Genomic DNA, 23,149 nt, shown 5'->3' on the forward strand with positions numbered 1-23,149 from the left:
TAACCACAGTTAGTCGAGAGGGGCAGAAAAATAGATGAATGGAGAATCCCTCCCGCCACAAAGTCATCTGTGTTTTATTTCTCTTTCAATGATACCTTTTTTAAATCCATCAGTCAATAACGTTAGTTAATATTTCAAGCTACGCCAAGAAAGAAGGTGAAAATATGGCTTTAAAAGACAATGTAAAGCGGCTCCGAGAGCAGATGAACCTTTCCCAACAGCAATTGGCAGAGGCTGTTGGAGTTAACGCGGCAATGATTTCTTATATTGAATCCGGCACAAAAGTTCCCAGTTTGGCGGTAACCATTAGCCTTTCGAAGACACTCGGTTGTTCCATTGATGAGTTGGTTGGTCAGCAATAAATTAAGAAAGGAAATATGTATGAACAATTTGATTCCCATTAATTATGAATCGGACAAACCCACGGTTTCCGCCAGAGAACTGCATCAATTTCTGGAGGTCAAAACCGATTTTCGCCATTGGTTCGACCGCATGACGGAATATGGCTTTACAGAAGAAACGGACTTTCGGACATTTTTGACCGAAAGTAATGGAGGCCGCCCAGCGCAGGATGCACAGCTCACCATCGACATGGCAAAGGAACTTTGCATGATCCAGCGCACAGAGCGTGGTAAACAGGCCCGACAGTACTTCATACAGATCGAAAGGGACTGGAACAGCCCCGAGAAAATTATGGCACGGGCTTTGGAAATCGCCCATAACAATTTGCATAGCCTTGAAGCAAAAATCGAACGGGACAAGTCTAAAGTCCTTTTTGCGGATTCGGTCGCAGCTTCTGGTTCTACGGTGCTGATTGGTGAGCTTGCTAAAATTCTCAAGCAGAATGGCGTTGAGATTGGAGAGCGCCGGCTGTTCGAATGGCTTCGCAAGCGTGGATACTTGATTCGGCGCTCTGGTAGCGATTACAATGCTCCGACACAAAAAGCTATGGAGCTTAGTCTTTTCAAGGTTAAGGAAACCAGCATTACCCACGCGGACGGCCATGTTACAGTGAATCGAACAACCAAGGTAACAGGTAAAGGTCAGCAGTACTTCATCGATAAGTTTCTCTCCGACCGTAAAGAAACCGCATAGGACAATCCGCGGCACGAATACAATACAAGGGGTGATTAATATGCTTGCGAAGATTCCGATCGAGGGGAACATAGTCAAAGACTATTACATAGGCAATACGCACATCCTGATTTCTGATGCCGCCTATATCAACAATACGCCTGAAGATGACCAGCGTGTCCTTGATCAAGCTGCGCGGGCGTCACTGAATATTATCTTGCATAATCAGTCTGATCATCTGTAAGTAATCATATCACATGGAGGTGATTCTTCAATATGCAGAAAGCGACGAAAGCGGCCGGGAATGCGTATTATACCGCACGAATGAGAGCCGCGACATATAATGACCTGTTGAACAGCCGCGAAGGTGCCGCGGAGGTCGTTTGTATCGATCGGACACGCCTGGCAAACATTGAGCTCGGCAACATAACTCCTCATCCTGAAGAAGTCAACCTGATGGAAAACGCTTATAATGCACCCGAGCTACCGAATTATTTTTGTTCTCAACAGTGTCCATTGGGCTGCGGTAGGGTGGACAGGCTCCAGCCTCGTAATCTGGAGAGCGCCGCCATGAAAATTGAGCGTGTCACCCGGGACATCGACGAAATCACCCAGCGAATTTCGGACATTGCTGAGGATGGGAAGATCACTCCGGAGGAGCGTCCTGTGTTCGACACGAGTCTTGAGAAGCTGCGGGCGGTCAAAAAATCTATCGAGGAGCTGATTTTGATTGCCGAAAGCGCGGAGTATTGAGATCCCAGCCTGTTGCCAGCGTTGCCCTAACAAGGCCAAATTTACATATTGCAGCCCGGTGTGCAGGAAATTCAAAGCATCTGCTGCTAAGAATGTGGAAAACAGTCTGAACAGCTATGTATCTGATTCTATAAACCGAAAAATTCATGATCGCCATCGGCACAAACGGTGGTAAAAGAAAGGATAGAAAACGATGATAAAACTGAAATTTGGACTTAAAAGCACAACCAAGACCTGTTACCGTTTTGAAAACAAGGAAAATGGTCAGCTCCTTACCATATATCTGAAAAAAGACATGGTTGACAAAGATGGCATTAACCCGGAAAACGGAGTCATTGTCAGTATAGAAGGAGATGTCAAAAGATGAAATGGTCAGAAGAAAAAGTGAAATTGCTCAAGTCGCTTGCCTTCGCCGGCGCAACCAACTCGGAAATCGCACGGCAGCTCAATGCCGGTATCTCAGATGTCTATGCGAAGCGCAGTCAGCTCGGCATCACGATCGACAAGGTCAAGGCGGCGAAGGCAACCATCGTAAATCCGAATTCTGAAAAGGTGCTATCAACTCCAGTTAACATGAAACGGATAGGTACTCTGAAACGGTCGACAGAAGAAATAGCCCGCGATCTTCAAATTCAATTCCAATCTCTTTCAAACACGTTTGAAAAAATTTCTGCTTTATTTGTTGAAGTTTTAGGCTCCAAAACGTAAGTAATAAATAGGAGGGAATTAAAAAATGAGATTAAGAAAGCAGGCCCTTGGCACCCGCAATATTGTCGGTCCCCGAGTGGAACAGGCCCGAAAGGAGAAGGGACTCAGGCAGAAGGAACTGCTGGCACAGCTTCAGGCATACGGTCTGGATATGAATTCATCCGGTCTGTCAAAACTGGAAGGTCAGCTTCGGAACGCTACCGATATTGAGTTGGCCGCCCTGGCCGACATCCTTGATGTCTCAGTGGACAGGCTGTTAGGCCGGGAGGAAAGAGATGCTTGAAGGATTTATCACGATTATTCTTGTCGGCAGTGTTCTGGCCGTGGGAATTATGATTGCCGCGGGTTTCTACCGATTGATTGTCTGGCAGGACCGGCGTACATATCTGGCAATCAAGCGCGAGCGTACCGCTGCTGTCCAGGTCTACAGGATGGTCTTAAAAAATGTTGAGGGAGATCTTCCGCTTGCTGAATATAACCAGGCGCTGAGATATACGATCCGCAAATATCACCTGGGCGAGCATGGCCGGATTGAGTTTGCCGGATCCGACAAGCGGTTTCTTGCGGAGCTGATCACCGAGACGGTTAACCAGAATCGTATATCACTTGAGACTTTTTCCATCGTCCAGGCGGACCCTTTATCCCAAAAGAATAAAAAGGAGGTATTAACAGCATGAACGATCTGAAGGATCCCGCAATCAAACTTTTCTACAACACGATCGAAAGCATTACAGGCTCAAAATCGATTGCACAGGCGAAAGAGACAGCTCAGCTGGCAAGGGGATATCTTGTTGGCATCCATGGGCTCGGAATCATCAACATCAGCCAGTACGGGGCAATGACTAATTTACTCAATGTTGCAGTTGACGCAGTACAACAGAGGACAGAAAAAGCCGCTCCCGGCGTTATCAGCACCGAAAGCGGCCTACCCAAAGAGGGTTGTCCCGTTAAGGACAGTGGTCTATCACACACCCCCAGTATATCCGTTCTTCACATTTCCGTCAAGAGGGGCGGTGAACCGGGATGCTGAATGACATTCAGAAGATGACAATCCGCGTAGCCGTTGGGAAAGCGGCTGACAAAAATGCAGAAATCAAAAAGCTGTCAGTCGGTTTTAAGGTCCCTGAATCAGAAATCCGTACATATTGGGAGGGCGTTTCGGGAGGCGCTCCGGCCGCGACTGATCATCCCAAACCTGCCCCCACCCCAAAGCCTCAGGGTTCAAAGAAGGGCCGCATTTTTTGGACCGATGGCATGATTCAGCAGCTTAACGAGCTGAACAAGCTAGGCAACACGGCCCCACAAATCGCCAAGGTAATGGGGCTGGAAGTCAAACAGGTTATAAATAAAATGCAGCGTCTACCTTCCGGGCAGAAGATTGTCCCCAAAGCATCGCCCGCAATAAAGGCTCATGATCCGCCTGATCGGGAGCCAGAGACCCCGGAGCCGTCGGAATCGCTGGAGCCTGAAACCCCGGTTTCAGAAAAATCCGGATCCGATATCCTGCAGGAGCAGTCCATAGCCTGTGGGCCTGTTGATATGACATGGGCCATGCTCCTAATGATCAAACTGGTCAACGATCAGATGAGCGAGGATGTCGGTCTTGCTTACGCAAATAACGCCGAAGGGCGGGCAGAATGTTCTTTCACGGTGGACGGCACCCAATATGATCTCACACTGGGGGTGGCAAAATGAAGCTTTTAAATCTCATCCTTGATAATTTCAAGGGTATCAAGCATTACGAGCTGGATCCGAAAGGGTCCAGCATGGACATATACGGAGATAACGCCACTGGGAAGACCACGCTGGCGGATGCATATTTCTGGCTTTTGTTCGGAAAAGATTCCGGTGGCAAGAGCGACAGTGGCCCCAGTGGATTTAGTGTCAAAACCGACAAGACATCCGGTCTGGACTATTCTGTTCAGGGAACTTTCCTTGGAGATGATGACAAGCCTTTCACCTTGCAACGAATTTATAAAGAAAAATTCAGTCGGAAAAACGGCGAGGCAGAAAAGGAATCCGGCGGCAATACTACAGATTTCTTTATTAACGGTGTACCAAAACCCAAAAAGGACTATACCGCCTTTGTAGCCGGCCTTTGCGATGAGAGACTTTTCATGATACTTACGGATCCGGATATGTTCCCTGGAAAAATGAAGTGGGACGAGCGTCGGGACACGCTGATCCGGCAGTTTGCCCCGGATGTGGATGATCGGGAAATTATCAATGCCCACGAGGAACTGAAGCTGCTGCTGCATTACATCGGGATGAAATCAGTTGATGATTATGCCGAGATTACCAAGGCTGAGCGACAGAAAATCAACAAGCAGCTTAATGACATCCCCGGCCGGATCGACGAGGCCGAAAAGGCCAAGCCATTTGATAATCTTCCTACTGAACATGATGGGCCTGAGCTGCTCCGGCTCTCCAAAACTAAGCTGCAACTTGAAAGCACATTGCAGAAAGTACGCAACGGCGAGAGCGCGGCCGCACTACGTAAAAAGGTTGCTGATCTGCAGGCGGATCTCTCCACCGCCCGCGCGGCCCATATCCGGAAGTCGTCTGTCGGCAACACCGCACTGGAAACAGAAGCGTCCGCTCTTCGCAGTAAAATTAGTCAGCTGCGCAGTGCAATTTCTACAAAACAGACGGACACTAGTAAATTTGAGCACATGGCGGACAGCCTTGAAAGTGAAATTGTAAAACTCCGGGAAAAGTGGAGTGAGGTTGCTGCCCAGGAATTCGATCAATCTACAGGAATTTGCCCAACCTGCGGCCGTGAATATCCTCCGGATCAACTGGACGAAATGGTGGAACAGTTCAACCAGAACCGCGCAACTCAGCTGGAAAATCTGGAAAACAAGGGTAAGGAGCTTTCAAAGACCAGGGATGATCTACTGGTTGATGCCGATGAATACCGCCAGCAGATCGCTGCTGATCAGCAAAGCCTGAAGCTGTCGGAAGAACGCCTGACAGAAGTTACCGAACAGTTTACCGATCCGCCGCCGTTTGAAGATACGGCGGAATACAGCCGCCTGCAGGAACAGATTTCCGCCGCACAGCATGATCTTTCCACTGTTGACTCTGTGGCCGCAAAGCAGGTGGAGAAGCTTACCGCCCAGCTTGATGATATCAATATCCATATCGACGCCATAAAGGCGCGTATGGCGACAAAGGGCATTATTGAACAGCAGGACAAGCGCATCACCGAGCTGAAAAGTCAGGAAAAAGAATATGCTCAAATGCTGGCCACTTATGATAACGGCCTTCTGTTGGCCGAGAAATTCGTGCAGACTAAGGCAAAAGATATTGAAGAAAAGGTCAACGGCGCTTTCCGTCTTGTTCGATGGCAGCTATTCAAAAAACAAGAAAACGGTGGGATCAAAGCTTGTTGTGAAGCCACTGTCAAAGGCATTGAATACAATACCAACCTGAACAGCGCCGCAAAGTTAAACGCCGGGCTGGATATCATCAACACCCTCGGGCGGGCGTCCGGGAAGTCGGTGCCGATCTGGATCGATAATGCGGAGTCGGTGACCAGCTTCCTTCCGATCGACGCACAGATCATCCGGCTGCACGTTTCCGCCAAGGACAAGCAGCTCAGATCGGAGGTGCGGGGATGATGCAAATATGTCGTGAGTGCAAGTATATGAACGCTGAATTTATAAAGTGCGGGAGAAATATTTTTTACTGTATGCATCCGGAATCTAAAACCGAGTGCTTGCCCCATCGCATCATCTCGAGAAGCCGGGAGAGCGAGATACCAACCAGGTCAGCGCCGCGGTGGTGCCCTCTTAGAAGCGGGGTGCGCAATGAGCAAGAAATATAAGCATCCTTGCCCTAAGACCTGTGATGAGCATTGTGATCACTTTTGCTACATCGGAGAGGGTGACGCCGTTTGTACGCAGGAAATGCCGCCGGCGCTGGTTATGGATAGCTGGGCTCCAACGGATAAATTTTATGGATGTGGAGGGAAATGTAAATGAAAGCAGAACTTGAAAAGGGACTTCTCGACGCGGCAAAGACAATGAATATTCCGGATAGCCTTATAAACGAGATATTTGAAGACTACTCTCAGAAAATCGCAATGACTGTTAATCCGATTGATCGCTCTTCTGCGCCGTTTATCATTGCGTCGCTGAATGCCTATTCAATTGCTATTACACGGCAATTTCCGGAGGTGGAGAAAGCAGCGCAATATTTGATGAGTAAAACCGCCTCTGCTTGCTTCGTAGTACCAATCAAAGGCGGTGGTCAGAAATGACTACCTACACCTGCAAATGCGGGAGAACATTTCAGAAAAACACGGAAGCCGGGACAACCGGCTTCCGTATGCCCGACTATGGGCCGGAGCATGAGTGTTACGGCTGCCCGTTCGTAAAGATGGTTGATGTCAGGGATCCTTTTAAGAATACCGATTCCAAGATAGCCGAATGCCGGGGATGCAAAGAAAAACTATTTTACGGTACCACCGCAACCTGTGTGGACTCTAAGGCATCTACGCTCCACGTTCTCTCATTGGACTTTGATTTTATTCAGGCCATGGCGGACTTCTACAGCGCACTGGAAGGCGTAGATCCAATGGTGCATCCTCCGCAACCGGGTATGGATGAATCACATGGAAGGTTACCGTTTTCCTTTAACTTTCCTCAGAATCTCAAAGGGGAAGCAGCAAAACAGAAATTGATTGAACAGTTCTTCGAGGCGGTCGACACAGGCAGCAGCTACAACAAAATGTACGCTCGTAAAGATGTTTCCGGCTGTGCCGAACAGTACAGCCTTTACGACAAAATTGAAAAAGCCAAAGAGGAGGCAAAAGCCATGAATTCCTATTATGCGCCCTGTGGCCATAAATTCAGCCGTTCCGCCGGCGGCGCCGCTGAAATATCCGTCGAGGTCACGGGAACCACTGCCGGCTGCTTTACCTGCCCGCATGGGCTGCACGAGCCTGAAACAGATGAACACGGTCCCCGCATTATGTGTACGTGCAGCCGCAAGAAAGTGATTCCGGAAGATACGCCGATCACGCTGGAGGAAGCTATGGCATCGGAGCCGGCACCCGTCGGTAGGAAATACTACAACTTCAACTTGGTTTACTTCGTAGATCACCGCGAGGATAACGGCAAGTACACCGTATTTATGGACGATCATCAGCACCCGGGGCCGGAAACGGTAACCCCATGTGCAACCATCCCGGATTTTGATACATATGAACAGGCTCAGAATGCTCTTGATGGATATGCCATCAAGCGAGGTTTTACAGATGAGCCCACTAACAGGGCGGAAACGCCCATTGAATCGGATTTGTCCTCCGATGATGCGCCTGCCGAAGCTGCCGGCGAGCCCCAAGACGAGGCCGCCGCGCAGCTGGAGCAGGACGAGATTGACATCGGTCCGGACGGCATGGAGGAACTGGCCGAATATCAGGAACTCACCCGGCCGGATACGGTGCCTGCGGACAACCCTGAGGCCGATGATGCAGAGCCGCCGCCCTGCGACTGGCAGAACGCTTCCGGAGCCGATGAAGATGAAGAGGACTCTGAGGCTCCGCAGAACAATATTCCTGCCGGAGAGCTGGTTAGTCTGCGGGATGATGCTTTTTCCACGCTTATCGATATTTGCGATAGTAAGATCAACCAGGCGCTGCGTACAATGTTTGAACTGCGTCAGACCAGCTTTTCCTTCACCGCCAAAATTACATTTGAGCGCCGCGGCGGAGCCTTCGGCATTAAGCATGAGACAGGCTTTAATTTTGACCCGATTAAGGTCAAAGACAAAGGCGAACTGTACGACGAGATTCCGATTCGGTTAGACGAAAACGGCAACCCGATCATTCCATACGACCGCCAGCATCAACTCAATTTCGACGAGCTGCAGCCCGGCAGAGAGATCCCGCCTTCAGGTACCGCCACGGTGGACGGTAATACCGGTATTGTAGAGGATTACCAGGAGGATGAAGAGGAGTCGGAAGAGGAGCCGGAAGATCCTCCCATTGGGGATGATATTACAGACGCTGTTGTCGCCGCTGATCTGGAGGAAGATAGGGATCCGTTCTTCCAACAGCTTCCGTCCTGTGACAGCTATGATTGCCCGTTTTTTGCCATGGGTGACGGTGATGATTGCGGTTGCTGTTTTGACATCGAGGATCCTGACTCTTCCAACTTTGCCGGCGACGTGTGGGAAGCAGTCCATATGCATGGCTGCCAGCGCCAGGAAGTGCTTACCGCTTACCGCCGCAATGAACCTGATCAAGATCGCAGTGAGCCCGGTGATCCGGACGATCCGAATATCCTAACTGAACTGGATGACCTGCCATTTGAGATGAAGGAAAATAGCAAGGAGGATTACGCATCATGACCAGAGAGAAACTGGAAGAGGCTCGGAATCTCCTTAATGAAATCAACGCTCTTGAAAAACTCATAAAATGCTATCCTACATTCTATGTTGGCGGAACCGGTTATTCAACAACTGATCTTTATCAGGTATGTGCAATCGACGACAGCCAGACATACGACGTAATAAAGCAGGCGCTGATCGATCGATTAGATAAATTAAAATCGAAATTTGAATCGCTTTAAGGAGGATTTTTATCATGACAAATATTATCAAATTAAAGTTTCTGCGGTACGGCCAACCGGCCGGCCGCGATTATACATACTTCACCCCTGAGCCGGTGGCCGTCGGTGACCTGGTGGAAATCGACGGCAAGCAGGGGATTTCTCAGGGTGTCGTTACCGCCGTCAATGTTCCGGAAGAGGAGATCGCTCCCTTCCGGGACCGGGCAAAGACCATCATCGGTAAGGTCAAGAAAGATAAGCCCCAATTCACATCCAAGCAAACGCATTGCGGTCAATATAAACCCTACGGCGATTTTTTCCGGGTGTGGAGCATTGAAACGGATTGTAAGGAGAAGGCCAAAGTTCTTGAATACTGTTTTGGTGAGCTTTGCAAACGTAGGGTCCCCGAAAGTGGCGAATGGCACTCAAATATTCGCGTTGGTGGAGAAAAAGACGGCAATGCGAATTACTATTTTGCCGGGTACTACACACTGGAAAAGACAGATGCAGGCTATAAATTCACGGTTTGCAAACCGTGGTGCGATTAAGGAGGACTTTTTATCATGAGTAAAAATAAAACGCCGGGAGCTCCGGCTGCAGAGAAGAAAGAATTCGGTACCGCGCTGACGAAGATCAATGACATGTTTATGCCGCTGATCACGTCGCAAATGCAAAAAAATCACCTGCAGATGAGCCCGTATGCTAAAGAATGCGTGCTGCACTCCATTTCCGCTATCAACGCAGTTTTGGACAAGGCCGGTATCAGCTGGAATGACCCTCAGCTTGATAAGAGTACCATCAGCGATATTTTGATTAAAATTTCCAGTTTTCAGCTGAACGCTGCTGCTTCCCCACGGGAGGTCTATTTTCAACTCCGCAATGATAAAAGCAAGGGGATCGATCCGGAAACCGGACGCTCCACAGACATATGGAAAAAGAAAATTGAAATGGGGATCGAGGGAGACGGCAACGATTCCATTCTTTCCCGGTTCGGGCGCGGAGTGCAGCGCGTCTGTCAGATCTGGAAGATCCGCGAGAATGATGATTTTAAATACCCCACCTTTGACGGCCTGAATATGACGCCTCCTCAGTGGACACCTAAGGGCGGCGGCCGAATCGTCAAAATTGTGTATCCCATCATCATGCAGGGCCACGATGGGAATTCCTATACGGATTTTTACTTTTCCGAGCGTGAGGATGTCATTCATAATCTCCTGGCTCATATGAACAGCAACATGATGCAGGAGACCTTCGGACTTGCCGAAAGCAAATACAAAGCTACGGCTGACCAGAAAGTAAAAATTGAAGCCCGCAAGCGTGAGCTTCTTACCAAGGCCCGCGATCTCGGTCTGGACGCCGCACTGGATGATGAGGAGCTGCAGCCGTGGATCAGCCCCGCATGGACGGAATTTCATAGCAGGGAAGCTATGATCGAGCGTAAAATGCGCAACAACGCCATTAAAAAGATCCCGAAGGATTTCGGAAACGGTATGCTGGAAACCATGTTTGAGGAAACCACAGATGAGGTGTACCGCTCCACCGCACAGGAGATCAAGCAGCTTGCCAACAGCAACCCTATTGATATTCAGGTGGACGAGGAGACTGGGGAAGTTATTGAACCCGATCAGCCCACTTCTGAGAAAGAGCCTGAATCAGATGGTGACTCTATCCCTGACTCACCGCAGGAGCCGTCGAAAGAGGAACCTCGGCAAACTACTTCCCACCCCACAAATAAACCCAGCGCGGCCCACAAGGCCCCGTTTTAAACCATGATTGATGTTAAGTGCCTTGCTTCCGGAAGCTCGGGCAATTCTTACGCCATAGATGACGGTGAGAGTGTCCTGCTTCTGGAGGCGGGCATTCCCGCTAAAAAGATTCTATCCGGATATCTGGACCTGTTTCCGCGCGTGGCCGGTGCTCTTATTACTCATGAGCATCAGGATCACGCCAAGGGGGCCGCGGGGATCGCGGCCAAAGGTATTGATCTGTATGCAACTGCCGGCACGTTTGAGGGAATCTCGGATATTGACCGGCCGTATCGGAAACACGTTGTCCGTATCGGGGAGCAATTCAATCTGGTGAGCTGGACGGTGCTACCATTTGAAACGAAGCACGATTGCAACGAGCCCTGCGGTTATCTGATTTATTCTCACGCGGCCCGGGAAAGATTGCTCTTTGCGACGGACACATTCTACATTCCGAATACTTTCAGGGCACTGAATGTCATTATGGTGGAATGTAACTATAGTCTGCCGATCCTGAACGAAAGCATAGCCGAAGGCCGGATACCGGAATCATTGAAACCGCGGCTGCTGCGCTCCCATTTCGGCCTTGAAAATGTAAAAGACTGTCTGAAGGCCAATGACATGAGCACAGTGCGGCGTATTTACTTGATCCACCTATCCGGGAACAACAGCAATCCGGAAACGTTTAAAAAAGAGATCCAGCGCGTAGCCGGGAAACCGGTAACAGTATTTTAAGGGGCGGTGATGTGATTGGCTCGTCCGCTGAAGGACGGGGTTGATTATTTTCCACTTGATGTTTCAATGGACGAGAAGTTTGATCTGATCGAGGCGGAATTTGGGCTGACAGGATTTGCGGTAGTCGTTAAGCTGTACCAGAGAGTGTATGCGCGAGGTTACTACTGTGAATGGACAAATGAGGTTGCATTGTTGTTTGGCAAAGGTGTAGGGCTGGGTGGCAATGTCGTTTCAGAAATAGTAAACGCCGCGGTCAAAAGAGGTATTTTTGACAAAAGCATGTTTGAACGATATCAGATCCTTACCTCAAAAGGGATTCAAGGACGGTATTTCGAGGCAGTCTCCCGCCGTAAATGTGTTAATGTCAATCAGACATACCTCTTAATAGATGCTACCAAGATTTTGCCAATTGCAAACATTAACTGGATAAATGTTAACATTAACCCCGAAAATGAAAACGATAATCCACAAAGTAAAGGAAACAAGAGTAAAGGAAATAAGAGTAAAGAAAAGGATATTATGCCCGAGCCCGCAAATGCGGCCCCGGACCAGCAGCTTTTCATTTCTCTCTTGTTGAACGATAAATCAGAGTATCCGGTATATCAGGATCAGGTGGACAGTTGGTCAGAGCTTTACCCCTCAGTGGATGTTCCACAGGAGTTGCGCAAAATGAAGGGATGGTGTGACGCCAATCCTACACGTAGGAAAACACAGAGAGGAATCCGGAAATTTATCAACAACTGGCTTTCCGGTGAACAGGATAAAGGAGGGAAATACTATGCAGGAAATGACAAGTGTGGCGGAAATGTTCCGCCGGCTCCGAAGGGAGGGAACTCACTCGGTACCGTCTTATGAGGAGCATACGAGACACCAGTGTGATGCATTGAATTCCTCTACCGGGGACCTGAGAGACTATAATTGTCCGATTTGCAAAAATAAAGGTGTGGTCTATTTTGTCAGCTCGGACGGGGAAATCCGCTCTAAAATGTGCAGTTGTATGGCCATGCGTGAAAGCACAGCTCGCATCCGGAACAGTGGGCTTCAGAACCTGATGGAAATATACACCCTGGAGCGGTGGAAAACAGATACACTTTTGCAGAAACATATGAAATCAACAGCGGAAGCATTTCTAAAAGATCCTCGAAATAAATGGTTATTCATTGGTGGACAAACCGGCGCCGGAAAATCTCACATCTGTACAGCGATCGCGGGGGAACTGCTCCGCCGCGGGCAATCGGTCCGGTATATGCTGTGGAAAGATGAATCCACAAAACTGAAAGCGGTCATTACTGACGAAAGCAAGTACGAACGGATGATTAATCCGCTTAAAACTGTACCAGTGCTTTACATAGACGATCTTTTTAAACCTGTCCTGGATGACCGCGGCGCCCGGAAGCAGCCGAGCCCCGGAGATACGTCCCTCGCTTTCGAGATAATCAATTCCCGGTATATTGCCGGTAATCTCACGACGATCATTTCCAGTGAATGGACCATTGAGGAGCTGCAGCGAGTGGAGCCGGCGACCGCCGGGCGCATTTTCCAAATGGCAACAGAAAGCTATTGCCTTTCCATTGCATCAGGTGATGAGAAAAATTACAGGCTCAGGAGGAAAAAGGCATGAGCACAAAACAATACGCCCCGGCCGCGAACTATGAGGCAAAGCTCGAGAAGGTTATGAATCGCCTGGGCATCGAAAAATACAATTACAATTGGGACCGCTTCAGCTGCTGGGTGGAATTTTCATATAAGGGTCAGCTCTACCGTTTTAGCCACAGTATTGATAATGCCAAGACTCACGGACAGACGGTACGATATGGCAGCGACGTTTTCGCCCAGGTGGTCCTTTCCTTAGAAGATCTGGCCCGCATGGTAGAGCGCGGAATATATGATCTTAGTACATGGGTGGCCGGCATGAAATACCTTCCGCCCGCGGCGGACATCCCGGATTGTTTCCGAGTTCTTGGATACGATCGGCTCCCGGAGAACGTGGAGGATATCGGCCGGCGATATAAGCGTTTAGCGAAAAGTGCGCATCCGGATGCCGGCGGATCCGAGGAGCAGTTTGTAACACTCAATGCGGCTTACGAGCAGGCCGTCAAATACTTTGAGGAGGCGCACTGATGGCAACGAGATTTATACCGGGATTCATCCCGCCGGCCGGAGCCGGTCAAGTGAAAGCCCCTTCACGGTCGGCAAAAGAAAATAAGTACCATAATCAGAAAACCAAAGTGGATAATATCACCTTTGATAGTAAGGCTGAAGCTCGAAGGTACTGCGAACTGAAGATTCTCAAAGCTGCTGGGAAGATTCAGTGGTTCTGGCCGCAGCCAAGTTTTGTTCTTCCAGGAGGCATCCGGTACCGTGCGGATTTTATGATACGGGGAGCCGATGGTCGAATTTGGATAGAAGACGTTAAGGGTATGGAAACAAAGGAATTTAAGCTGAAGCGGAAACTGTGGAATGAATCATATCCCGGTCTGCCGCTGCGAATTTTGAAATGAGGGATACACATGACTCATTATCTTAAAATCCTTCCAGAGCATTTCTCGGCTGTACGATGCGGTGTTAAAACCTTCGAGCTGCGGCGTAACGATCGGAACTATCATCCCTGCGATACGTTGGTGCTGCAGGAGTGGGAGGCCGACAGAGGATACACCGGTCGAGAGCTTAGGCGGTATGTTCCGTATGTGCTGTATGGACCGGAGATTGGCTTGGATCCTGACTGGTGCATTTTATCTTTAATGGCGGAGGGAGAATAACGATGAGCAAAGAAATTGAAATTACACAGGAAATGCTGGAGCAGGCGCTGCTATGCTGCTTAGACAATGAGCCGGCCGATCATTACCCTTGTGAAGATTGTTACCTGTATCCGCTCAGGGGTTCTGATGACGATTGTATGCCTGATGGAACTGTGTGCAGTAAACGCTTGGCTCAGGATGCGATCGCGTACATAAGCCGCATCAATGATTTTGAGAAAAGCCAGTGCAAAATTATGTTGGAGAAGCTGCAGCGGGTAAAAACCGAAAACGCTCAGCTCCGAAGTGTAATCGAGCAAATGGATCCGGATTTCTTCAAACGTAAATGCCGTGTCTGCGGCTGTGACTGGAATCACGCTTGCCCGGGCGGGTGCTCTTGGGTTGGTGACGATCTGTGCAGCAGATGCTTTTCAAAAATGCTGGGAGGTAAAAACGATGGATGAAAAAGTAAAAACCGCCCTGAAGCAGCTGCTTTCCGCGCTGGAAGCGGCAGCGGATGCCGAGGGCAACAGTGTGGCCGAGCTGAACGCCTATTTCGTGATGGAACAGGAAGTCCAAAACGCCGCGGGCCGTTGCGCACAGGCGCTGTACTGGGCCGAGAAAAAGGAGGCAAAATGCTGATGAAAAAACTGAAGCCATCGGAAATTTTAAAGTGTATGGATTTCTGCGGAAATGCACTAACATGCACAACGGATAATCATGCCTGTGCTTATGGAGATGAAGGGTGTATTGATTGCGTAGATAGGCTGGAAGCGGATATACAGGCTTTAATCGATGCCGGAGATAATCTAATTCTTTTCCGCCAAGCCCCGGAAAGCAAAGTACCTATGACGGATGAACAGCGTCAAGCCTATGAATGGGCAATCGCTCAAAATTATCCCTCTGTCGCGGCCCGTCATGCAAAATCCCTTGCAGAATACATCGAGGGAAATTGTATTTTCCCGGAAAACAAGGCAACTGAAACACCTCGGTGTGATAGATGCGGACATTGTTTACATGCTCCGTCTCAAAAGGCTGACGGTTTTACTTATTACTGTGATCTAAGTGGGCGTGACGTTGGTCAATCACATTTCGGCCATAATAGCCCTCGCGTATGTCCATTGAGAACTCACGAGAACAAGCTGCTGACATGGATCCCGGTGAATGAAAGGCTACCAGAAGCGCAGCAGCGGGTACTTGTTCGGTGCGACGTAATAGGTACAACTGTAGGTTGGATTGTGTTTGGAAAATGGGTGACTGACTTGGGCGATGGGGTCGGAACGGTTACTCACTGGATGCCACTGCCGGCGCCGCCGGACTCCCGCAAGCCGGAACAGGAGGCCCATCATGAAAAAGACTAATCGACTACCGCAACCGCAAGGCCTGAATTACGCCCAACGTATGCAAATGCAGCGGTACCAGACAATCGCCCAGCAGAGGGATGACGCCGCGATCACTGCCCTGATGCTGGCCTGCGTCGCGCTCAATGATACGGAGCACCTGGGGCCAGTTCGGATTCAGAGGTTTGCCAAGCGCTTGAACCAACTGACTTCTGAATTTTACGCCGATCGGGAAACCGGTACGATACAGCTTCAGCGCCGCCTGCAACAGATCGGGTTCGATGATTCCCTTGAAACCATTGAAAGGATATCTGCACCTGGCGAGGAACAAATATAGCTTGAATGCATGAAAGGGTGGGGAGAGTTGACGGCCGATGAAGTAAAGAATTTGCTTAAAATCTACTATGATATTCCGCAGATGATTGCCGAGGAATTCGCCACCATTCGCAACTGCGAAACTGAAATGAATAAAATAGCATTGCCGTCCGTCAACCTTTCCGGGCTGCCGGGCGGCAAAGGTGTGCCTGGAGATCGGACGGCCAACATGGCGCTGGCGGATCCTTCACGTTATTACAACGAAGAGATTAAGCGATGCTCCAGACGGATTGAGGAACTGCGCGACGCTAAAAACTGGATGGGGGTTGCTCTGGATCGTTTGGACAAGACTGATCGGTACATATTGGAATTGGCTTATATGGGGGACCCGGATCCGCGGAAGCGCAGGCGCACATACCGTCGGCCGCCATGGAAAGAAATTGCCGGCAGGGTGGATTATTCCGAGAGCCAGACCAGGGAGCGAGTGCGTGTTGCCCTGCTTCAGCTGATGATGCAGGCGGACCAGCTTGTATTCCCGGGAATGTTGCACTGAGATTCCGGCGTTTTCCGGCGACTTTCGGCGGGAATCGGCGCCCACCGGCGGAATCTTTATGGTACAATATAATCAAGGAATTTTGCAAATAGATAAGGCGTTCAGCTGATGCTAAACGCCTTTTTCATTGCCTTAGATCGTGCGGGCATCCGACAGAAAGGAGCCGCATGGACTACATCAACAAAATATTCAATATGGACTGTATTGCCGGCATGAGCATGTATCCGGACAAAAGCATTGATATGATTCTTTGCGATTTGCCTTACGGAATGACCGGCTGCCGATGGGATAGCCTTATTCCATTTCCGGAGCTCTGGCGTCAGTATTGTAGAATTATTAAAGACAATGGTGCAATTGTTCTGACTGCCTCCCAGCCCTTCACCACGAAGCTGATCAGCAGCAATCCGAAAATGTTCAAATACTGCTGGTACTGGTACAAGAATATGGTGACAGGCTTTGCTAACGCCAAAAAGCAGCCGCTGCGCTGTGTAGAAGAAATTTGTGTATTTTATAAGCATCAGCCGACATATAACCCGCAGGGTGTTATTATCCTGGACAAACCGATCATGCAGCGAGGTAAAAAACCGCCGGTGCATGGTGATTCTGTTTACCGGATGGACGGTAGCCTTTCGCATGATACCGAAACTTGCATCGTGCATTATCCGCGTCAGCTGCTTGAAGTCAAATGCGAGAGAGGTATGCACCCGACACAAAAGCCGGTGGCGTTGTTTGAATACATGATCAGGACCTACACTAACCCGGGGGAGCTGGTCCTCGACAACTGTATAGGGAGCGGCACGACGGCTGTTGCCTGCATCCGGTCCGGGCGAAACTTTACAGGATTTGAAACGGATCCCCAGCACTATCAAACCGCTATTAATCGCATAATAGAAATTTCTGTCTAAAATTTGGCGATTATTCCTTTGACTTTTGTAATATTTGGAATTATTATAAAGGAAAAAAGGGGAACTGAGAATGGACTATTTATTTCGGTATAGAACTGGAAGTTTAGACGATCTTAACTGCCTTCTGAACGAAGAGTTATGGCTTGGGAATCCACTTAATTTTAATGATCCTTATGATTGTGCGGCTCAGTTTACTGGAGAAGGTAGAACAGAATACACAATTAAGGAAACTTTAGCCAAAATGATAGGTAGTGATGCATCGAATATCAACCCTGACGTAGCAAAGATGCTAACAGAAAAATATAGAGAAGATAATTTGGAAAAATGGAAGCAGCATGAAGCCGCGAATGAATTATTCAAAGTGTTATTAAGACATTATATAAGCTTTGAAGGAGTAGCGTGTTTTTTCCCAGAATATAATTCAATAACTATGTGGAGCTATTATGCCAACTGTCATAAAGGATTTTGCATTGGATATAATTACGATGACCTTAATTCAATAGGCTCATTAAATCACATGAGCTACAATAATAATTTTGACGCTCTGTATAGACAATTAAATACGTTTTCAGATAATAATAAAGTATATCAAGAACAAATTATAAAAGCATTAATATTGACAAAGTCGGGAGAATGGAGCCATGAGAATGAGTGGAGACTTATACATAAATTGGATTCTCCAATGGCAGAAGAACAAATGGGAACGAAGGTCGCTTCACCAAAGCCTGCGGCAATTTATTTGGGCTGTAAAGCAGCCAAAAATGAAATTGATTTGCTTACTCCTATCAAGGAACACTGTATCAAATCTAAAATACGGCTTTTTCAAATGGAAATGAAACCAGGCAGTTTTGATCTTATCCAAGAACAGATTTGTTAGTCGCTTTTGCGTCTACTTCGGTAGGCGCTTTTTTATGTCATTTTTAAGGAGGTGACCGCCATGACCAACAAACAGAAACGATTCTGCGAGGAATACCTTGTCGACCTGAACGCCACGCAGGCGGCCATTAGGGCCGGGTACAGCCCGGAGAGCGCCGCCTCCATCGGCAGTGAGAACATGCAGAAACCTGATATTCGCGCGCGTATAGACAAAGCAATCGCCGTGCAGTCAAAGCGGACCGGCATCAATGCTGACCGCGTGGTGCGTGAGCTGGCAAGAATCGCATTGCTGAATCCTAAAAATGTAATTAACTTTGAAGATGCAACTATTTTAGCAAATGCTTCAGATGATGATCTCGCCGCCGTCGCCTCCGTTCGTGTCAAGATAATCCCGACTGCTGACGGTGAGGGAATAGAGCGAGAAATCAAATTATACGACAAAGGTAAAGCCCTGGAGCAGCTCGGCCGTCACCTCGGCATGTTCACGGATAAGGTGGAGCACTCGGGCGCGATCGACACCGGAAGCCCTGCCCTCGAATCAATCCTTCACCAATTGCAGCAGGGCGGCGATACCGGGCAAGGAGAGGACACGCCGTCCAATGATTCCGGATGACGGTTTCATCTGAATTTCTACTTTCTCCGAAATACATCGATTTCATGAAGTGCTGCGCGAAGGTGGAAGTATTAGAGGGTACGACCTATGCAGGCAAGACCACGGTAGGCGTGGTTAAGTTCCTGTTCCGTGTTGCGGAATCCCACCAGCGTTCTCATATCATGGCCGGAAACGACCTCGGGACGCTGGAAAAAAACGTAATAACAAAGGATTGCGGGCTGCTGGATATATTCGGCAGCCTGCTTTCATACTACCCGGGCGGCGGCCGCGGCGTCACCATGCCGCATTTGAGGTATAAGGCGCCAGGCGGGGATAAGATTATTTACGTCCTCGGCTATGACAACAAAGCCCGTTGGAAAAAGGCTCTTGGCGGTCAATACGGCTGTGTGTACATCGATGAAGCCAACATTGCGGATATGGATTTCGTGCGCGAGGTTAGTATCCGCTACGACTACATGATGATGACATTGAACCCGGATGATCCGGGCCTGCCGATCTATAAGGAATATATCAATCGTTGTCGGCCGTTGCCGCGTTGGGAATCCGGCACCCCGAAGGAACTGCTGAAACAGCTGGATCAGCCGCCAGCATCCGGGTGGGTGCACTGGTATTTCACATTCGATGACAACCCGTCACTGACTCAGGAAAAGCGGGAGCAGCTGCTCGCCGGAGTGGCCCCGGGTACGAAGCTATGGAAAAACAAGATCAAAGGCCTGCGTGGTCGCTCCACCGGTCTGGTGTTTAACCTGCAGGACAGCAACCTGATTCATGCCGCGGATCTCCTGGAGCAGATAAAGAACGGGAAAATGAAGTTTATCCAGACGTCGGCCGGCGTGGATACTTCTTATTCGCAGAAGTCGGCCGATACCTTTGCCTTTACTTTCAGCGGAATTACCACGGACCGCAGAAAGATCACGCTGGCCGCGCATATCCTCAGCAATCAGGGCCGTGCAACGCCTCTGGCGCCGTCGGATATCCCGCCCTTGCTGATTGCTTTCCTCGAAAAGCATCGGGCATTGTGGGGTCTGTTCGCACGCACGGTCTACATCGATTCCGCGGACCAGGCAACGATTATTGAATGTCAGAAGTATAAGCGCCTGAACGGCAGCGTGTATGACTTCGTGCCGGCATGGAAAAAGATGCAGATCATCGACCGCCTTAACCTGCAGGCCGGCTGGATGGCGCACGGGGATTTTTTGCTGGTGCAAGAATATTGCCAGCCGGAGATCGACGAGCTGAATTCCTACAGTTGGGATGAGGAAAAGGATAACGTACCAGAGGATGGTAACGATCACACGATTAACGCAGATCAATATTCATGGCTGCCGTACAAAGATAAAATAGGGAGCGTGGTTCTAAAATGAGTTTAGGGGATAAAATCAAAACCGCCATTGTAAATTGGCTGAGGATCCAGCCAGCAACGGATCGGACCATCACCATATATGAGCCGTACACCTATGCGGGTAATGTCATGAAAAATCGGATATGGTACCGCGGGGAACCGTCGGAGCTGTCACAGTTTTATAAGTCGGCCGCGGAAGGCTCCCGTGATTCGGTCAATGCGGCACGCTTCTGGGCTGCAGTCCCCTCCGAAGGGCTGCAAATCAGAAAGGTTCATACTGGCCTGCCTCAGATGTGCGTGGATAAGATCGCCGGGATTGTATCGGATGATATGGAGCCGGTGCAATTTGGTGCTGCTGATCAGCCGACGGATGGCGCGGCCGTGCAGGATGATACCGCTGATCGATGGAAAGAAATTGAGGAAGAAAACGATTGGAAGAAGCTCGTGCGGAAGGCTTGCACGGAAACGGACGTTGCCGGTGACGGCGCTTTCAAAATTTCTCTGGATCCTGATGTGTCGGGGCTTCCAATCATTGAGTTTTATTCTGGGGAACGTGTGGACTATACCCGTAAACGCGGGAGAATCACGGAGATCATGTTCTACTCTGATCAGCAGCTGAACGGCCGGACATATAAACTGGAAGAAATATACGGAATCGGAGACATACATTACAAACTTTACGACGAATCCGGAAAGCCCGCAGATATGGATATGTTTCAGGAGCTGTCCGATCTGAAGCCCATAACATGGGACTATGATTTCATGCTGGCCATACCGGTGATGTTTGCAGAAAGCCCGCGTTTTCCCGGTCGCGGTAAAAGCCTCTTTGATGGGAAATGCGATTCATACGATGCATTCGACGAAGATGTCAGCCAGTGGACGGACGCCTTCCGAGCCGGCCGGATTACCAGGTATATTCCGGAAGATATGATCCCACGGGATCCGAATAACGGTAGAGCGATTCCTCCGAATCCTTTTGATAATCAGTTTATTGCAACCGGCCCCAACAGCAAAGAAGGGGTTGCTTCTCAAATTCAAGTAGTGCAACCCACGATCAACAGCGATTCATTTCAGCAGAAGTACAGCACGGACCTGGATCTGTGTCTGCAGGGCGTTCTTTCCCCGTCTACACTCGGCATCGATGTGAAGAAACTGGATAACGCAGAGAGTCAGCGCGAGAAGGAGAAAACCACCATGTACACCCGTTCGCAGCGTATTGACGTTCTGGAGAAGGTGCTGCCAAAGCTGGTGGATATCGTCCTGAAGGCTGATGACCTCAACAATGAGCGCACCCCAAAGGACTATGAATGCACAGTTACTTGGGGTGAATACGCTAATCCATCCTTTGAGGCGGTCGTGGAAACGATCGGCAAGGCTCGGCAGAACAATACCATGTCTATCGAAGCCAGCGTGGATGAAATGTGGGGCGATACCCGTGATAAAACGTGGAAAGAAGCAGAGGTTGCCCGGATAAAAAATGAGTTGGGTATTGAACCGATGAAGGAGCCGAGTGTCGGGGATGAACTGGATACCGGTGGTGAAGCGTAATGCTGTCATGGAAGGATATTTCTGATCTGTTCGTGTCCATAGAACTGAAGCTGATCGCGTCCTTAAAACGGAACCTTGCCGGGCATAAAGCCTGGGAGCGTGAAGAGGGATTCAACTGGCCCGCTTGGCAGACAGAAAAGCTGAAGCATGTTGAACACTTCCGCCAGGAAAACAAGTCTATCATGAATAAATACAGCGATGTGGTCGACTTTCAAACCCGTAAGCTGATGGCTGAGCAGTATGCGGAAGGGCGAGAATATGTTAACCGAGAGGCAGATGCGGCTGAAGCGTGGTCCGGGCGTTCTCCGGATGCATGGAGCCGGCGCGGGGACCGTGTCACGCAGCTCGCATGGAATAGACCAAAAGAGCAGAAACCGGAGGGACTGTCTGAAGATCACTTTTTCGGCGTCAATGATCACCGCCTTGAAAACCTTATGCAGGATATGCATGAAGCCGAGCAGAAGGCCCAGACGGCCGCATTGCGCATGATGGACGATGTTTATCGCCGTACCATTTCACAGGCCGCCACAGCGATGGCGGCGGGTGCCACGACACTTCCGCAGGCCATTGATATGACGGTCAAAGATTTCCTTCGCGCGGGCATCAACTGTATCGAATACAGTAACGGTGCACGAGTCAATATTGCCGATTATGTTCAGATGGCGCTGCGCACCGCCGCGACTCGCTCATATCTCCAGGGAGAAGCGAAGCGCCGGGCGGAGCTCGGTATTGATACCGTGCTGGTCAGTCAGTACGGCGCCTGTTCCAATACGTGCCTGCCCTGGCAGGGCCGGGTATATATCGATGATGTATGGGGAGAGTTCAATGTGCAGACGAAAAACGGCCGGGGCCTGAGCGTGAACGGAAATTGGTACCCTCTTCTTTCCGTAGCCGTGAAGGCTGGCCTGTTTCATCCGAACTGCCGACACACGCTTACCACCTGGATTGAAGGAGTCAGCAAGCTTCCTGATCCAATGGATACAGCTAAAATCCGAGAGAATTCCGCATTGGAACAGCAACAGCGCAACATGGAAAAGAGAGTCCGGAAATTCAAGCGAATGGCCGAGGGTCTACAGGATCCCGCGCGGGTGAAGGAATACAAGCGCAAAACGGCTGCGGCCCAGAAAGAACTTCGGAAATTTATCTCAGAGCACAGCGATGTTCTTCGCCGTGACTACTGGCGGGAAAAGACCTATGATATTCCCATGGGAGGTGATCCAAATATCTCGCCGTGAAGCCTGGCGTTATAGGCTTTCTTTTTTTGCCCAAAAACGTGCCGGTGGCGTTAAACTGCACGGGGCCGACGGGCCGAAAACGGAATTATGGTCGACGGATCTTAAACGGAGGTAA

33 protein-coding genes are annotated in these 23,149 nt (G+C 49.5%); all 33 read left to right on the forward strand.

Annotated features, from left to right (window positions below; translation table 11 throughout):
* Positions 1 to 164 precede the first annotated feature (164 nt).
* The 33 genes from ACQGQ5_RS11915 (at position 165) to ACQGQ5_RS12075 (ending at position 23,034) form a co-directional block, all read left to right on the forward strand.
* Positions 165 to 362 (forward strand): helix-turn-helix domain-containing protein, encoded by a 198-nt coding sequence (locus ACQGQ5_RS11915; protein WP_455736721.1) that lies wholly within the window; start codon positions 165 to 167, stop codon positions 360 to 362.
* Between the two features lie 19 nt (positions 363 to 381).
* Entirely contained in the window at positions 382 to 1,095 is a 714-nt protein-coding gene (locus ACQGQ5_RS11920) for a phage antirepressor KilAC domain-containing protein (protein ID WP_455736722.1), read from the forward strand.
* Between the two features lie 40 nt (positions 1,096 to 1,135).
* Positions 1,136 to 1,318 carry a hypothetical protein gene (locus ACQGQ5_RS11925; protein ID WP_455736723.1) on the forward strand — a complete coding sequence of 61 codons (183 nt, stop codon included), beginning with the start codon at positions 1,136 to 1,138 and terminating at the stop codon, positions 1,316 to 1,318.
* Positions 1,319 to 1,350: 32 nt separating this feature from the next.
* A complete protein-coding gene (locus tag ACQGQ5_RS11930; RefSeq protein ID WP_455736724.1) occupies positions 1,351 to 1,827 on the forward strand; it encodes an XRE family transcriptional regulator in 477 nt (158 codons plus the stop codon).
* Between the two features lie 193 nt (positions 1,828 to 2,020).
* Complete coding sequence (locus ACQGQ5_RS11935) at positions 2,021 to 2,194, forward strand: hypothetical protein (protein ID WP_455736725.1); 174 nt, start codon at positions 2,021 to 2,023, stop codon at positions 2,192 to 2,194.
* On the forward strand, positions 2,191 to 2,535 hold the full coding sequence (locus tag ACQGQ5_RS11940) for a GcrA family cell cycle regulator (protein ID WP_455736726.1): 345 nt from the start codon (positions 2,191 to 2,193) through the stop codon (positions 2,533 to 2,535). Before ACQGQ5_RS11935 ends, ACQGQ5_RS11940 begins: the two co-directional genes overlap by 4 nt.
* A 25-nt stretch (positions 2,536 to 2,560) precedes the next feature.
* The gene (locus ACQGQ5_RS11945; protein ID WP_455736727.1) at positions 2,561 to 2,818 is read left to right on the forward strand and encodes a helix-turn-helix domain-containing protein; all 258 of its coding nucleotides are present in this window, start codon (positions 2,561 to 2,563) and stop codon (positions 2,816 to 2,818) included.
* A complete protein-coding gene (locus tag ACQGQ5_RS11950; RefSeq protein WP_455736728.1) occupies positions 2,811 to 3,212 on the forward strand; it encodes a hypothetical protein in 402 nt (133 codons plus the stop codon). Before ACQGQ5_RS11945 ends, ACQGQ5_RS11950 begins: the two co-directional genes overlap by 8 nt.
* On the forward strand, positions 3,209 to 3,565 hold the full coding sequence (locus tag ACQGQ5_RS11955) for a hypothetical protein (protein ID WP_455736729.1): 357 nt from the start codon (positions 3,209 to 3,211) through the stop codon (positions 3,563 to 3,565). Before ACQGQ5_RS11950 ends, ACQGQ5_RS11955 begins: the two co-directional genes overlap by 4 nt.
* Complete coding sequence (locus ACQGQ5_RS11960; RefSeq protein WP_455736730.1) at positions 3,559 to 4,230, forward strand: hypothetical protein; 672 nt, start codon at positions 3,559 to 3,561, stop codon at positions 4,228 to 4,230. Before ACQGQ5_RS11955 ends, ACQGQ5_RS11960 begins: the two co-directional genes overlap by 7 nt.
* Complete coding sequence (locus ACQGQ5_RS11965) at positions 4,227 to 6,158, forward strand: AAA family ATPase (RefSeq protein WP_455736731.1); 1,932 nt, start codon at positions 4,227 to 4,229, stop codon at positions 6,156 to 6,158. Before ACQGQ5_RS11960 ends, ACQGQ5_RS11965 begins: the two co-directional genes overlap by 4 nt.
* 359 nt (positions 6,159 to 6,517) lie before the next feature.
* Entirely contained in the window at positions 6,518 to 6,799 is a 282-nt protein-coding gene (locus tag ACQGQ5_RS11970) for a hypothetical protein (protein ID WP_455736732.1), read from the forward strand.
* Positions 6,796 to 8,892, forward strand: coding sequence for a hypothetical protein (locus ACQGQ5_RS11975; protein ID WP_455736733.1), 2,097 nt, complete (start codon positions 6,796 to 6,798; stop codon positions 8,890 to 8,892). Before ACQGQ5_RS11970 ends, ACQGQ5_RS11975 begins: the two co-directional genes overlap by 4 nt.
* Positions 8,889 to 9,113 (forward strand): hypothetical protein, encoded by a 225-nt coding sequence (locus tag ACQGQ5_RS11980; protein WP_455736734.1) that lies wholly within the window; start codon positions 8,889 to 8,891, stop codon positions 9,111 to 9,113. The genes ACQGQ5_RS11975 and ACQGQ5_RS11980 overlap by 4 nt, the downstream gene beginning before the upstream one ends.
* Positions 9,114 to 9,127: 14 nt before the next feature.
* Positions 9,128 to 9,640: a hypothetical protein gene (locus ACQGQ5_RS11985; protein ID WP_455736735.1), complete on the forward strand. Its 513-nt coding sequence runs from the start codon at positions 9,128 to 9,130 to the stop codon at positions 9,638 to 9,640.
* Between the two features lie 15 nt (positions 9,641 to 9,655).
* A complete protein-coding gene (locus ACQGQ5_RS11990; protein ID WP_455736736.1) occupies positions 9,656 to 10,858 on the forward strand; it encodes a hypothetical protein in 1,203 nt (400 codons plus the stop codon).
* Between the two features lie 3 nt (positions 10,859 to 10,861).
* Complete coding sequence (locus ACQGQ5_RS11995; RefSeq protein WP_455736737.1) at positions 10,862 to 11,572, forward strand: MBL fold metallo-hydrolase; 711 nt, start codon at positions 10,862 to 10,864, stop codon at positions 11,570 to 11,572.
* A 15-nt stretch (positions 11,573 to 11,587) separates the two neighbouring features.
* Positions 11,588 to 12,427 (forward strand): DUF4373 domain-containing protein, encoded by an 840-nt coding sequence (locus tag ACQGQ5_RS12000; RefSeq protein ID WP_455736738.1) that lies wholly within the window; start codon positions 11,588 to 11,590, stop codon positions 12,425 to 12,427.
* A 142-nt stretch (positions 12,428 to 12,569) separates the two neighbouring features.
* Positions 12,570 to 13,193, forward strand: coding sequence for an ATP-binding protein (locus ACQGQ5_RS12005; RefSeq protein ID WP_455736739.1), 624 nt, complete (start codon positions 12,570 to 12,572; stop codon positions 13,191 to 13,193).
* Positions 13,190 to 13,693, forward strand: coding sequence for a J domain-containing protein (locus tag ACQGQ5_RS12010; RefSeq protein ID WP_455736740.1), 504 nt, complete (start codon positions 13,190 to 13,192; stop codon positions 13,691 to 13,693). The genes ACQGQ5_RS12005 and ACQGQ5_RS12010 overlap by 4 nt, the downstream gene beginning before the upstream one ends.
* The gene (locus tag ACQGQ5_RS12015) at positions 13,693 to 14,073 is read left to right on the forward strand and encodes a DUF1064 domain-containing protein (protein WP_455736741.1); all 381 of its coding nucleotides are present in this window, start codon (positions 13,693 to 13,695) and stop codon (positions 14,071 to 14,073) included. The genes ACQGQ5_RS12010 and ACQGQ5_RS12015 overlap by 1 nt, the downstream gene beginning before the upstream one ends.
* A gap of 9 nt (positions 14,074 to 14,082) precedes the next feature.
* Positions 14,083 to 14,331, forward strand: a complete 249-nt coding sequence (locus ACQGQ5_RS12020) for a DUF3850 domain-containing protein (RefSeq protein ID WP_455736742.1) — start codon at positions 14,083 to 14,085, stop codon at positions 14,329 to 14,331.
* Positions 14,332 to 14,333: 2 nt separating this feature from the next.
* Positions 14,334 to 14,771: a hypothetical protein gene (locus ACQGQ5_RS12025; protein ID WP_455736743.1), complete on the forward strand. Its 438-nt coding sequence runs from the start codon at positions 14,334 to 14,336 to the stop codon at positions 14,769 to 14,771.
* Positions 14,764 to 14,949 (forward strand): hypothetical protein, encoded by a 186-nt coding sequence (locus tag ACQGQ5_RS12030; RefSeq protein ID WP_455736744.1) that lies wholly within the window; start codon positions 14,764 to 14,766, stop codon positions 14,947 to 14,949. Before ACQGQ5_RS12025 ends, ACQGQ5_RS12030 begins: the two co-directional genes overlap by 8 nt.
* Positions 14,949 to 15,668: a DUF551 domain-containing protein gene (locus tag ACQGQ5_RS12035; RefSeq protein WP_455736745.1), complete on the forward strand. Its 720-nt coding sequence runs from the start codon at positions 14,949 to 14,951 to the stop codon at positions 15,666 to 15,668. Before ACQGQ5_RS12030 ends, ACQGQ5_RS12035 begins: the two co-directional genes overlap by 1 nt.
* On the forward strand, positions 15,655 to 15,984 hold the full coding sequence (locus ACQGQ5_RS12040) for a hypothetical protein (protein ID WP_455736746.1): 330 nt from the start codon (positions 15,655 to 15,657) through the stop codon (positions 15,982 to 15,984). Before ACQGQ5_RS12035 ends, ACQGQ5_RS12040 begins: the two co-directional genes overlap by 14 nt.
* Positions 15,985 to 16,011: 27 nt before the next feature.
* Positions 16,012 to 16,515 (forward strand): hypothetical protein, encoded by a 504-nt coding sequence (locus ACQGQ5_RS12045; RefSeq protein ID WP_455736747.1) that lies wholly within the window; start codon positions 16,012 to 16,014, stop codon positions 16,513 to 16,515.
* Between the two features lie 167 nt (positions 16,516 to 16,682).
* Positions 16,683 to 17,420, forward strand: a complete 738-nt coding sequence (locus tag ACQGQ5_RS12050; protein ID WP_455736748.1) for a DNA-methyltransferase — start codon at positions 16,683 to 16,685, stop codon at positions 17,418 to 17,420.
* Positions 17,421 to 17,490: 70 nt separating this feature from the next.
* Positions 17,491 to 18,297 (forward strand): DUF2971 domain-containing protein, encoded by an 807-nt coding sequence (locus ACQGQ5_RS12055; RefSeq protein ID WP_455736749.1) that lies wholly within the window; start codon positions 17,491 to 17,493, stop codon positions 18,295 to 18,297.
* A 60-nt stretch (positions 18,298 to 18,357) separates the two neighbouring features.
* The gene (locus ACQGQ5_RS12060; RefSeq protein ID WP_455736750.1) at positions 18,358 to 18,909 is read left to right on the forward strand and encodes a terminase small subunit; all 552 of its coding nucleotides are present in this window, start codon (positions 18,358 to 18,360) and stop codon (positions 18,907 to 18,909) included.
* On the forward strand, positions 18,906 to 20,273 hold the full coding sequence (locus ACQGQ5_RS12065; RefSeq protein WP_455736751.1) for a terminase: 1,368 nt from the start codon (positions 18,906 to 18,908) through the stop codon (positions 20,271 to 20,273). Before ACQGQ5_RS12060 ends, ACQGQ5_RS12065 begins: the two co-directional genes overlap by 4 nt.
* Entirely contained in the window at positions 20,270 to 21,799 is a 1,530-nt protein-coding gene (locus tag ACQGQ5_RS12070) for a capsid protein (protein ID WP_455736752.1), read from the forward strand. The genes ACQGQ5_RS12065 and ACQGQ5_RS12070 overlap by 4 nt, the downstream gene beginning before the upstream one ends.
* Complete coding sequence (locus tag ACQGQ5_RS12075) at positions 21,799 to 23,034, forward strand: phage minor capsid protein (RefSeq protein ID WP_455736753.1); 1,236 nt, start codon at positions 21,799 to 21,801, stop codon at positions 23,032 to 23,034. Before ACQGQ5_RS12070 ends, ACQGQ5_RS12075 begins: the two co-directional genes overlap by 1 nt.
* Positions 23,035 to 23,149 lie beyond the last annotated feature (115 nt).

This window comes from Caproiciproducens sp., from assembly GCF_053840905.1.

What these genes read in the sequence shown, in the direction of transcription:
- ACQGQ5_RS11940 (WP_455736726.1), top strand. Translation starts at nt 2,191, where the DNA reads ATGAAATGGTCAGAAGAAAAAGTGAAATTGCTCAAGTCGCTTGCCTTC.
- ACQGQ5_RS11945 (WP_455736727.1), top strand. Translation starts at nt 2,561, where the DNA reads ATGAGATTAAGAAAGCAGGCCCTTGGCACCCGCAATATTGTCGGTCCC.
- ACQGQ5_RS12055 (WP_455736749.1), top strand. Translation starts at nt 17,491, where the DNA reads ATGGACTATTTATTTCGGTATAGAACTGGAAGTTTAGACGATCTTAAC.
- ACQGQ5_RS11970 (WP_455736732.1), top strand. Translation starts at nt 6,518, where the DNA reads ATGAAAGCAGAACTTGAAAAGGGACTTCTCGACGCGGCAAAGACAATG.
- ACQGQ5_RS12075 (WP_455736753.1), top strand. Translation starts at nt 21,799, where the DNA reads ATGCTGTCATGGAAGGATATTTCTGATCTGTTCGTGTCCATAGAACTG.
- ACQGQ5_RS11965 (WP_455736731.1), top strand. Translation starts at nt 4,227, where the DNA reads ATGAAGCTTTTAAATCTCATCCTTGATAATTTCAAGGGTATCAAGCAT.
- ACQGQ5_RS12005 (WP_455736739.1), top strand. Translation starts at nt 12,570, where the DNA reads ATGGCCATGCGTGAAAGCACAGCTCGCATCCGGAACAGTGGGCTTCAG.
- ACQGQ5_RS12065 (WP_455736751.1), top strand. Translation starts at nt 18,906, where the DNA reads ATGACGGTTTCATCTGAATTTCTACTTTCTCCGAAATACATCGATTTC.
- ACQGQ5_RS11915 (WP_455736721.1), top strand. Translation starts at nt 165, where the DNA reads ATGGCTTTAAAAGACAATGTAAAGCGGCTCCGAGAGCAGATGAACCTT.
- ACQGQ5_RS11995 (WP_455736737.1), top strand. Translation starts at nt 10,862, where the DNA reads ATGATTGATGTTAAGTGCCTTGCTTCCGGAAGCTCGGGCAATTCTTAC.
- ACQGQ5_RS12050 (WP_455736748.1), top strand. Translation starts at nt 16,683, where the DNA reads ATGGACTACATCAACAAAATATTCAATATGGACTGTATTGCCGGCATG.
- ACQGQ5_RS11980 (WP_455736734.1), top strand. Translation starts at nt 8,889, where the DNA reads ATGACCAGAGAGAAACTGGAAGAGGCTCGGAATCTCCTTAATGAAATC.
- ACQGQ5_RS12010 (WP_455736740.1), top strand. Translation starts at nt 13,190, where the DNA reads ATGAGCACAAAACAATACGCCCCGGCCGCGAACTATGAGGCAAAGCTC.
- ACQGQ5_RS11990 (WP_455736736.1), top strand. Translation starts at nt 9,656, where the DNA reads ATGAGTAAAAATAAAACGCCGGGAGCTCCGGCTGCAGAGAAGAAAGAA.
- ACQGQ5_RS12070 (WP_455736752.1), top strand. Translation starts at nt 20,270, where the DNA reads ATGAGTTTAGGGGATAAAATCAAAACCGCCATTGTAAATTGGCTGAGG.
- ACQGQ5_RS12040 (WP_455736746.1), top strand. Translation starts at nt 15,655, where the DNA reads ATGAAAAAGACTAATCGACTACCGCAACCGCAAGGCCTGAATTACGCC.
- ACQGQ5_RS12035 (WP_455736745.1), top strand. Translation starts at nt 14,949, where the DNA reads ATGAAAAAACTGAAGCCATCGGAAATTTTAAAGTGTATGGATTTCTGC.
- ACQGQ5_RS11935 (WP_455736725.1), top strand. Translation starts at nt 2,021, where the DNA reads ATGATAAAACTGAAATTTGGACTTAAAAGCACAACCAAGACCTGTTAC.
- ACQGQ5_RS11925 (WP_455736723.1), top strand. Translation starts at nt 1,136, where the DNA reads ATGCTTGCGAAGATTCCGATCGAGGGGAACATAGTCAAAGACTATTAC.
- ACQGQ5_RS11985 (WP_455736735.1), top strand. Translation starts at nt 9,128, where the DNA reads ATGACAAATATTATCAAATTAAAGTTTCTGCGGTACGGCCAACCGGCC.
- ACQGQ5_RS11975 (WP_455736733.1), top strand. Translation starts at nt 6,796, where the DNA reads ATGACTACCTACACCTGCAAATGCGGGAGAACATTTCAGAAAAACACG.
- ACQGQ5_RS11930 (WP_455736724.1), top strand. Translation starts at nt 1,351, where the DNA reads ATGCAGAAAGCGACGAAAGCGGCCGGGAATGCGTATTATACCGCACGA.
- ACQGQ5_RS11960 (WP_455736730.1), top strand. Translation starts at nt 3,559, where the DNA reads ATGCTGAATGACATTCAGAAGATGACAATCCGCGTAGCCGTTGGGAAA.
- ACQGQ5_RS12020 (WP_455736742.1), top strand. Translation starts at nt 14,083, where the DNA reads ATGACTCATTATCTTAAAATCCTTCCAGAGCATTTCTCGGCTGTACGA.
- ACQGQ5_RS11920 (WP_455736722.1), top strand. Translation starts at nt 382, where the DNA reads ATGAACAATTTGATTCCCATTAATTATGAATCGGACAAACCCACGGTT.
- ACQGQ5_RS11950 (WP_455736728.1), top strand. Translation starts at nt 2,811, where the DNA reads ATGCTTGAAGGATTTATCACGATTATTCTTGTCGGCAGTGTTCTGGCC.
- ACQGQ5_RS12025 (WP_455736743.1), top strand. Translation starts at nt 14,334, where the DNA reads ATGAGCAAAGAAATTGAAATTACACAGGAAATGCTGGAGCAGGCGCTG.
- ACQGQ5_RS12015 (WP_455736741.1), top strand. Translation starts at nt 13,693, where the DNA reads ATGGCAACGAGATTTATACCGGGATTCATCCCGCCGGCCGGAGCCGGT.
- ACQGQ5_RS12060 (WP_455736750.1), top strand. Translation starts at nt 18,358, where the DNA reads ATGACCAACAAACAGAAACGATTCTGCGAGGAATACCTTGTCGACCTG.
- ACQGQ5_RS11955 (WP_455736729.1), top strand. Translation starts at nt 3,209, where the DNA reads ATGAACGATCTGAAGGATCCCGCAATCAAACTTTTCTACAACACGATC.
- ACQGQ5_RS12030 (WP_455736744.1), top strand. Translation starts at nt 14,764, where the DNA reads ATGGATGAAAAAGTAAAAACCGCCCTGAAGCAGCTGCTTTCCGCGCTG.